At 64.0% G+C, this 8,926-nt stretch carries 7 protein-coding genes; 3 read left to right on the plus strand and 4 right to left on the minus strand.

Annotated elements, in window-relative coordinates; genetic code table 11:
* Positions 1–12 precede the first annotated feature (12 nt).
* Positions 13–1,248 (minus strand): sensor histidine kinase, encoded by a 1,236-nt coding sequence (locus tag RHODMAR_RS11755; protein ID WP_008714749.1) that lies wholly within the window; start codon positions 1,246–1,248, stop codon positions 13–15.
* Positions 1,249–1,383: 135 nt separating this feature from the next.
* Here RHODMAR_RS11755 and RHODMAR_RS11760 point away from each other — a divergent pair, with 135 nt between their 5' ends.
* From RHODMAR_RS11760 to RHODMAR_RS11770, 3 genes are all read left to right on the plus strand, one after another.
* Positions 1,384–2,007: a DUF4352 domain-containing protein gene (locus RHODMAR_RS11760; RefSeq protein ID WP_008714752.1), complete on the plus strand. Its 624-nt coding sequence runs from the start codon at positions 1,384–1,386 to the stop codon at positions 2,005–2,007.
* 79 nt (positions 2,008–2,086) lie between these two features.
* On the plus strand, positions 2,087–3,004 hold the full coding sequence (locus RHODMAR_RS11765; RefSeq protein ID WP_008714754.1) for a vWA domain-containing protein: 918 nt from the start codon (positions 2,087–2,089) through the stop codon (positions 3,002–3,004).
* Between the two features lie 151 nt (positions 3,005–3,155).
* Positions 3,156–3,668, plus strand: coding sequence for a hypothetical protein (locus tag RHODMAR_RS11770; protein ID WP_157226072.1), 513 nt, complete (start codon positions 3,156–3,158; stop codon positions 3,666–3,668).
* Positions 3,669–3,754: 86 nt separating this feature from the next.
* Here the strand turns inward: RHODMAR_RS11770 and RHODMAR_RS11775 are convergent, their stop codons facing one another.
* The 3 genes from RHODMAR_RS11775 to RHODMAR_RS11785 are packed head-to-tail and all read right to left on the minus strand — an operon-like array spanning position 3,755 to position 8,631.
* Positions 3,755–4,591, minus strand: coding sequence for an NmrA family NAD(P)-binding protein (locus RHODMAR_RS11775; protein ID WP_008714757.1), 837 nt, complete (start codon positions 4,589–4,591; stop codon positions 3,755–3,757).
* A gap of 9 nt (positions 4,592–4,600) precedes the next feature.
* The gene (locus RHODMAR_RS11780) at positions 4,601–6,532 is read right to left on the minus strand and encodes a hydantoinase B/oxoprolinase family protein (RefSeq protein WP_008714759.1); all 1,932 of its coding nucleotides are present in this window, start codon (positions 6,530–6,532) and stop codon (positions 4,601–4,603) included.
* On the minus strand, positions 6,532–8,631 hold the full coding sequence (locus tag RHODMAR_RS11785; RefSeq protein WP_008714761.1) for a hydantoinase/oxoprolinase family protein: 2,100 nt from the start codon (positions 8,629–8,631) through the stop codon (positions 6,532–6,534). Before RHODMAR_RS11785 ends, RHODMAR_RS11780 begins: the two co-directional genes overlap by 1 nt.
* Positions 8,632–8,926: the final 295 nt, after the last annotated feature.

The raw sequence follows: 8,926 nt of genomic DNA on the forward strand, positions 1-8,926 counted from the left end.
CGACACTGCCCGTCAGGAGTACCACGGCAGCCAGCACGACACCACGAATTCGCCCGGCTGCGCGCCGGCAGCGAACGTGCCGCCCACCCCGCGGGCCTGTTCGGCCAATCCTGCCAACCCCGCACCCGACCCATGTGCAAACGCAGGTTGCCTCATCAGCTGATTGCGCACATCGACGCGCACGCCCGCCTGATCGGACCCGTACACCGCCACCCGAATGGTCGAACCACCAGCGTGCTTCTGCGCGTTGGTGAGCGATTCCTGCACCACCCGATACGCCACATGACTGCTCGCAGCGCCGATTTCGCCGGGCGTCACATCGAGCATCAGCGACGTGTGCAAGCCCGCGTTACGCGCCGAGTGCACCAGATCGGAGATGCCCTCGACACTCTGCCGGCCACCGCTCGAAGCATCGGCCGATCCCCGCAGCACGCCGATAATGCGTTTGAGTTCATCGAGCGCATCGTGAGCGGTCTGCCGAATTAACGACGCAGTTTGAGCTACCTTCTCGGGTCCATCGGCGCTATTGACCTGCATTCCGCCTGCAAATAGCGAGATGCGACTGAGGCTGGCCGCGAGGGTGTCGTGCATGTCGCGGGCGATGCGGGCACGTTCCGCATTCAGCAGCATCTCCTCACGAAGAGCGTTGGACTCCACCGTCACCTTGTCTCGCGTGACCACAGCCTCCGTCAGGTCGGATCGCGTGCGGCGCAGTATTGCTCCACCCACGACCAACCCGACGAGCACTGCCGCGACGACCCACGGAATCCACGCCGGGACGTCCCATTCCACCGGCATGGACCCATCTTCGGCCTTCGTCGAACCGATGGTCAGGACGGAGTAGTACCGACTGCGATGCGCGTCGTACGTCAACGACACCCCGCACGCGACGTACACAGCAACGGCAGCAATTACGAGCGGCTTGGTGCGTGCGAACGCACCGACAGCAAACAGGGCAATCAACGCTGCCGTCGCATCGGTGGCGAAGAACAGCGGCCCGGCCAACGCCAGTCCCAGAACGACCCATGGCCGTTCGTGTCGCCAGATCAAGGCGACGCCGGCGCTCAAATTGAGCGTGACGCCGATGCCCAGGTTCCAGCCGGGTGTGCCGGACGCGCCAGCCAACCCGGCGGTCATCAACGAGCAGAACAGGCTGAAGGCCACCGCCGCCGTAGTCCAGGCTTTGCGGCGCAGGGTGCCTGTTCGGTGGGTGCTCACGAACTGCAGCGTACGGCCGAGCACCGACACCGCGAATCGTCCGAACGGCCCGCACGGCCGATCGGAGGCGACCGAAAGGAGGAGGCGCACCGACCGGTCAGCCGAGGCGCGGACAGGGCCGACTGCGGTGTGGTTGATGCATCGCCGAACGAGAGGAATTTCGACATGACCAACCACAACCCGCACCCCCAGCAGCAGTACGCCCCGCCCGCTCCCGAGCAGAAGAAGAGTTGGTTTGCCCGACACAAGATCCTGACCGCCATCCTTGCGATCGTCGTGCTGGGTGTCCTCATTCGGCTCATCGGTGGTGGCTCGTCGGAGAGCCCGACAGCTCCCGCGCCGGCCGGATCCCCGTCGTCGGAAGAAGCGGCTCCTGTTGCCCCGGCCGCGCCGACTCAGCCTGGAATCGGCGTCCCAGTGCGTGACGGAAAGTTCGAGTTCGTCGTCACGGCCGTCGCGCCACCCGTCGCGACCGTCGGCTCGGAGTACCTGACGCAGACCGCACAGGGCGAGTACGTCCAGGTGACGATGACCGTGCGCAACATCGGCGATCGTGCGCAGAGCTTGGACGCGTCCTCGCAGAAATTGCTCGACGCCGACGGCAAGCAGTACTCGGTCGACAGCCTCGTGACTGCCTACCTCGACGAGGGCATTGGCTACGAACAGATCAACCCAGGCAACGCACTGGATACAACCGTCGTGTTCGACGTCCCCGTCGGAACCGTGCCCGCCGAGATCGAGCTGCACGATTCGGCGTTCTCAGGCGGCACGACGGTTGCGCTGCGGTAGCCGTCGCCGATCGCTCTTCCGTTATCTCTCAATCCAATTCACTCGGAGCAGTTCCGGCTGCGACCTGAAGGAGGAAACCATGACCAACCCTCAGCTGTCCCTCGTTGCTGCTTTGCTCGACCGGTCCGGTTCGATGCATTCCATCGCCGACGACACCCGCGGCGGATTTGATTCGTTCATTGCCAAGGAGCGTGAGGCCGACGGCCGGACCGTGGTCACGCTGGCGCAGTTCGACAACCGGTACGAGCTGGTCTACGACAACGTGCCCATCGAGGACGTTGCACCACTCGTGCTCGAGCCGCGGGGTGGCACCGCGTTGTACGACGCCATCGGTCGTCTCGTCAGCGAGGTCGACGCGGGTCTGGCCGCGATACCGGAGGGCGAGCGTCCAGGCTTGGTGACGGTGCTCGTGATGACCGACGGTCACGAGAACGCGAGCCAAGAGTGGACGAATTCGGCTGTGCGGGAGTTGATCCAGCGGCAGGAGGCCGAGTACAGCTGGGACTTCGTGTTCCTGGGATCGAACATCGACGCCGTCGAGGTGGGTGCCGATCTGGGCTTTCAGCGCGGCAAGTCGATGACGTACGTCTCGACGTCGGTGGGTGTGACGGCAGCCTTCGATTCGGTGGCGGACTACCAGCATCGGAAGCGATCGGCCGGTGTCGATGCGTGTTCGGTGTCGGCATTCACTCCGGAAGATCGCAGACGAGCGCGAGGGGAGTACGGGGCGGTCTCCTACGTTCCCCCCTCGACACCGTCGGCGGTGATCAGATCGGCACCGAGAGTCTCACCAGGCCACCGATCCGGCGTCGTCGAAGAATCCGCCCCGTGGGCCATCGTCGGGCAGGGTGGCGAGCATCAGTGCGACGCGCGCACCCTGTTGACGATGTGTTCGCCGTTCGCGTGGAGCACCTCGGAAATCGCGACCGATGTCGTCGCGGCCCGTATTCAACAGTGCTACGAGACAACATTCGAGCATGCCGGTCTCGCGAGGTAAGTGCCGGGTGCGGAGACTGGGCGCCGAAGGTTCAACGGATCTGTATGCCGTGATCATCACGACGGACACCCACTGTCAGACCCTGCAGATACGGTTTCGGACAAGTCAAGCAAATCGTCAAAGATCGGGGAAACGCATGGACGGGGCAGCTGTGGTCGAGCACATGTGGTTGGTGTTGGGTTCCGCGATGACGCCTGCGGCGATGGTCGGCGTGTGGAAGTACCTCATGAGGGATACCAAGTCGACGCGGATCGACGAAGCATTTCGTACAAGGGACCTGGCCCTCCAGCAAGCGAAGAGGTTGCGGGAGGACGGCTACGTCATGGAGGCGCAGGAGCGCGAAATGGACGGGCATCGCGCGTTGGCACGGGTCTTCGCTCGGTTGTCGCTCTTTGAAAGCAATCCGCGGATTGTCTACATCAAAATCCTCTATGCGGTCATGCTGGCGGCTGTTGTAGTGGCTTCAGGTCTCGCGCTCCTCGGCGTTCCGAACGCCGTCTGGCCCGCAGTAACGCTGTGCGTCTTGTCGCTGTTCGTTCTCCTCGCATTCCTGGTCAGCGAGCATTGGGCGTCGCGGACGGTATCCGAGATGGCTCGTATCAGAGCTGAGGATGCGCAAAGCTTTCGCTTGCACACCAACGAAGCAGAGGCATCGACTCGATGAAAAGCCGGGGCCTGGCTCGGAGACTCATCGTCCCTTCGAGCCAGACCGGCCGTTCACATTCCACAGAAGTAGGCTGCGGGTGAATGCTACGAGATCAGAGCGCGAATCGGCGTCGGGGACCTACCCAACAACGTAGCCGTGACAGCGCTACTGGCCAGGAAGTCACGGTCGTCGTAGTACTCGAACATGGCCGAGAGACGCTGTTGTGCATCAGAACCCAACCCACTGCCGTGAACGCTCATCCACTCGTCGACGGCCACGGACTCCATCGACACCGGCCGACCCGTCATTGCCTCGACCTGACGCACCAGGTCTCGGACACTCAACATCTCTGGTCCACCGAGTTCGTATGTTGCCCCGTGGTGCTGCTCCGCACCCTCGACCAGAATCCTAGCTGCCACCTCGGCCACATCCTCGAGGCTGACGAACGAGAACTTCGTGTCCAAGTTGTAGGGCACAACGAGACTCGCACTATCTCCAGTCAGAACTGCCTCGAAGTTCTGCGCATAGGCGCACGGCTGCAGGATGGTCCAGTGCAAGCCCCGCTCCGAACCGAAGGCACGCAACTCGTCTTCACAACGAGCCTTGTCCATGTGATGCGGCATCCGCGGGCTGTAGGGCCAGGCCACCGAGTGGTAGACGACATGGTCGACTCCCGCCGAAGCCGCCGCTTCCAGCGCCCGCGAAAGTAGAGCAGGCTCATCCGGATGCACGTTGGGCGCAATGAAATACACCCCGCGGCACCCGGTGAAGGCCTCGACAAGGCCTGCACCGGTCTCCAGGTCCACCGGAAAGTCCGGCGCAGAACGGCTCAGCCGCCGCACCACCGCCACGCCGTCGAGTGCAGCGGCGACAGCTCGTCCGGTCTTGCCCGTGGCACCGACGATCGCGATGTCGGTGCCACGGGACACATCGAGCTCCATCAGTGAATCTCAGCGATCGATGAAGTCGTACTCGGCGAACTTCGCGCCACCGGAGAGGCGTTCGTAGCCGGGCCCACGGTCGAAGAACGGCTCGTCGAGTCCGCGAGCGTTGCGCATCTCGGCACGCAGCTTCTCCGATGCCTCGACGTCTGCGGTCGGCGTGCCTTCTTCGATGACGACGCCGTAGTCCTTGGCCGCGAACTCACGAGAGACTTTGCCCCACAGCACGTCCTGCTCGACCGACTCGATGGGTCGTTCCAGGGGATCGCCCCAGCCGCCGCCACCGGTGGTGCGGATGCGGATGGTGTCGCCGGCCAGAATCGGCTCGGCATCGGTCAGCGCGTCGAACTCACGCTCGTTCGGCTGACCCGGATTCAGCGTCACCGAGAACGATCCGCCGGCCTTACCGCCCTTGACTCCCCAGCACGCGAGAATCGAACGGTCGGCAATGGACATGAAATGCGCATCCTTGAGCATCCGGATGTGCTTCTCGTAGCCCAGACCGCCGCGGTAGCGTCCGGCACCGCCGGAATCCTTGGCCAGGCCGAGCTTTTCGACGATGAACGGGAAGCGGCTCTCGGTGAACTCGGTGGGCAGGTTCCGGGAATCGGGAACAACGTGGATGGTGTCCTCACCGTCCGCGTAGTGCCGTCCACCCGAGCCCCCACCGAGTACCTCACGCATGAGGTACGAGTTGCCGTCGAAGTCATCCCCGTACACGCCGGTGTAGCGGATGGTCTCCTGATCGGCAGGCATGTTGCCGTCCACGGCCTTTGCCACCACGCCGGCCAGCACACCGAGCAGACGCAGGATGACGAACGTCCGAGCGTTGGTCGGGGCCGGGAAGATCGGGGTGATGAGCGTGCCCTTCTCGGGGAACTTCATCTCGATCAGCGGAATGACGCCCTCGTTGACGTCGAGCTCTGCCATGCGTTCGGGGGAGTCCGCGAGGTTGCGGAGCACCGGCGCAAGCCATTTCGCGAGGAAGTTGCCGTCGGCGTAGTCACCGCAGTGGTTGATCGGGCCTTTGGCCTGCGGTCCGGTTCCGGTGAAGTCGAGGATAAGTCGCTCGCCGCGCTCGTCCTCGGGACCGGTCTTGGTCAACGTGATCCGCTGAACGTGCAACATGGGCTCGTCGACGCCGTCGTGCTCGGCGTAGTCCTCCCAGGTGTATTCACCCTTCGGGATCTTGCTCAGAATCTCACGACGGTAGATCTCGGTGGTCGCGTCCATCATGGAGTCGAAGCACGCCTCGACGGTATCGACGCCGTACCGCTCGTACAGCTCCGTCATCCGCCGCGCACCCATGAGGCATGCGGAACATTCGGCGTCGAGATCGGCGGCCAAGGCGTCGGGCATGCGGGAATTGCGCGTCATGATCGTCAACGCGGCCTGGTTGGGGACGCCCTGATCCCATAGCTTGATGGGCGGAACCATCAGGCCCTCTTCGTACACGGTGGTGGCACCGGACGGCATCGAACCGGGGCAGCAGCCGCCGATGTCGTCGTGATGACCGAATGCCTGAACGAACGCAACAACGCTCGGCTCGGTCTCGCCGGGCTTGGTTGCGAACACCGGCACCGTCACGCACAGGTCGGGCAGGTGGCCGATGCCGCCTTCGGAGAGATAGACGTCGTTGTGGAAGTAGACGTCACCTGGCTTCATGGTCTCGAGCGGGAAGTCGCGGGCAACCGGATGTACCAGTGCGGAGTACGAACGGCCGGTGAGCTTACGCAGATTGCGGTCGTGGATGCCGGCGCGGAAATCGTGGGCGTCACGGATCATCGGTGATCGCGACGTCCGCGAAATAGCCGTCTCCACCTCCATTTCGACGCTCGCGAGGTAACCGGCCACGATCTCGACGAGAACGGGATCGGGCGCAGGCGCGTCGACCGGAGAGAGCCGGTAGGGCTTGTTGTTCACCATGTCGATGACGGTCATCAGTTCGCTCCGTTCGAGTCGAGAGTGCGGGTGATGCGGACGTTGCCGAACGTGTCGATGCGGGCGGAGAAGCCCGGATCGATCGGCACGGTGGAGCTGAATTCTTCGATGACGGCCGGTCCGGTGATCGTGTCACCGGCACCGAGATCCGCACGGCTGTAGATCGCGGTCTCGTGCCAACCGTCGAAGTACGCCTGACGCGTTCCGGTACGGGCACTTTCGGCTCCGCTACCCTCGGCGATTTCGGACAAGACCGGCCGCTTGATGGGGCCGATACCGCTGACTCGCAGATTGACCCACTCGACGAACTGGCTGTGATCGCCGCGGAAGTCGTACCCGTACAGCTCTCGGTGTGCTTCGTGGAAGGCCTCGGCGGCCTGATCGATCGTGGCCTGGGTGATCTCACCGTCGGCGATCGGGACGCGCACCTCGAAGGCCTGTCCGAAGTAGCGCAGGTCGGCTGAGCGTGCGTAGCGACGCTCCTCGGCGGCGAAGCCTTCACCGGCGAGTGCTTCGTCGGCGCGGGCAGCGAGTACGGCCAGTTCCGACTCCAAGTCCTCGGCGCGCAGACGGTCGTGGCGGCTGACGTGCGTCTGCACGTAGTCGTTGCGCACATCGACGGTGAGCAGTCCGAACGCCGAGACGTTGCCCGGATTGAGCGGCACCAGAACGTCTTTCAAGCCCAGGATGTCCACGAGGCGGCAAGCGAGCAGTGAACCGGAACCACCGAAGGTGACGAGCGTGAAGTCACGAACGTCGAGTCCGCGCTTGACCGAGATCTGCCGCAGCGCATTGGCCTGGTTCCAGGCGGACACTTCGAGAATGCCAGTGCCGCAGGCCTCGACCTCGAGGGAGAGCTGGTGCGCCAGATCTTCGATGCCCTTGCGCGCCAGGTCGGTATCGAGCGGAATCTCGCCGCCGAGCAGGTGCGGCGGGATCCGGCCGAGAAGAACGTGGGCGTCGGTGATGGTCGGAGCGGAGCCGCCGTTTCCGTAACACATGGGGCCGGGATCGGCACCGGCCGAATGCGGCCCGACGCGCAGTGTGCCCTCGGGTGTCATCCAGGCGATCGATCCACCGCCTGCGCCGACAGTGACGACGTCGATCATCGGAATCTTCGACGGGTAGTTGCCGACGCGTCCTTCGGTGGTCAAGGCGGGCTCGCCGCGGACCACGACCGTCACGTCGGTGGAGGTGCCGCCGCCGTCGCACGTGAGGACTTGCTCGACACCTGCGGCGCTGGCTACCAGAGCTGCGCCGAGAGCGCCGGCAGCGGGACCGGACAGCACGGTGGTGATGGGCTGGTGCACAACCTCTTTGGCGGACAGGACGCCGCCATTGGACTTCATGACGTAGAACGGCACGTCGCGTGCGTCACCGGATTCGGTGGCGAACTCGCGCAACCGGTTCGCGATGTTGTTGACGTAGCTGCGGATATTGGGTTTGACGGCCGCGTCGACCAAAGTGGTGATGGCGCGCTCGAATTCGCGGTACTCGCGCAGAACCTCTGTGGAGATGGAGACGGTTGCCTCGGGGTACTCCTCGAGCAGGATGTCGCGGACGCGCTGCTCGTGGTCGGGGTTGGCATAGGAGTGCACCAGGCACACGCCGAGCGTCTTGACACCCTCGGACTTGAAGAATGCGGCTGCCGCGCGTACATCATCGTCGTTGAGTGGACGGATCTCGTTGCCGTCGAACGACAGTCGGCCACGGATGGTGCGGACGCGGTGCGCAGGCACGATGCGATCGGGCTTGACCCAGAAGTACGAGTTGCCGTAGCCGTCGGGTACCGACTGGCGTGCGATTTCGAGTACGTGCTCGTAGCCCTCGGTGGTGATGAAGCCGAGGTTCTCGACCTTGCCCTCGAGCAGCTTGTTGGTGGCGACGGTGGTGCCGTGGCTGACGGCGCTGAGTGAATCACCCGAGACGCCCAGCTGCCGGAGCACTTTGTCGATGCCGGTCAGAAATCCCTCGGCCGGATCGCTGGGAGTCGACGGTGTCTTGGTGGTGACCATGGCACCGGACTCCTCGTCCACTGCCACGACGTCGGTGAATGTGCCACCGGTGTCGATGCCGACCCGAATCTTTCGTGGTTCCACGCTTCCTCCTCAGGATAGTTCGTAGGCCACGCGTCCGAAGCTCGGATCTGCGGGTGCCTGACGTGTACTCATATTCGACCCGTTATGTGCGTCACAATCTTTGGCACAAGGTGCCAAACTCCGACCGCACATTTGAGCGTCGACCACCCCGTAGCGGTACCGACTTGGCAGTACTTGCAACGCAGAAGGCCGCTCACCCCACGCTGGGGGTGAGCGGCCTTCTGCGTACCGAGCTGGTCGGAGCTACCGATTACACAACGAGCGAGTGAGGACGCTGCCCAGGACAACTCCGGCC

It is taken from the genome of Rhodococcus sp. AW25M09 (assembly GCF_000333955.1).
Lineage (GTDB): Bacteria > Actinomycetota > Actinomycetes > Mycobacteriales > Mycobacteriaceae > Rhodococcoides.

Bases quoted from the DNA above. Each gene is read 5' to 3' on its own strand.
- RHODMAR_RS11780 (WP_008714759.1), bottom strand. From the start codon at position 6,532: ATGACCGTCATCGACATGGTGAACAACAAGCCCTACCGGCTCTCTCCG.
- RHODMAR_RS11765 (WP_008714754.1), top strand. From the start codon at position 2,087: ATGACCAACCCTCAGCTGTCCCTCGTTGCTGCTTTGCTCGACCGGTCC.
- RHODMAR_RS11775 (WP_008714757.1), bottom strand. From the start codon at position 4,591: ATGGAGCTCGATGTGTCCCGTGGCACCGACATCGCGATCGTCGGTGCC.
- RHODMAR_RS11760 (WP_008714752.1), top strand. From the start codon at position 1,384: ATGACCAACCACAACCCGCACCCCCAGCAGCAGTACGCCCCGCCCGCT.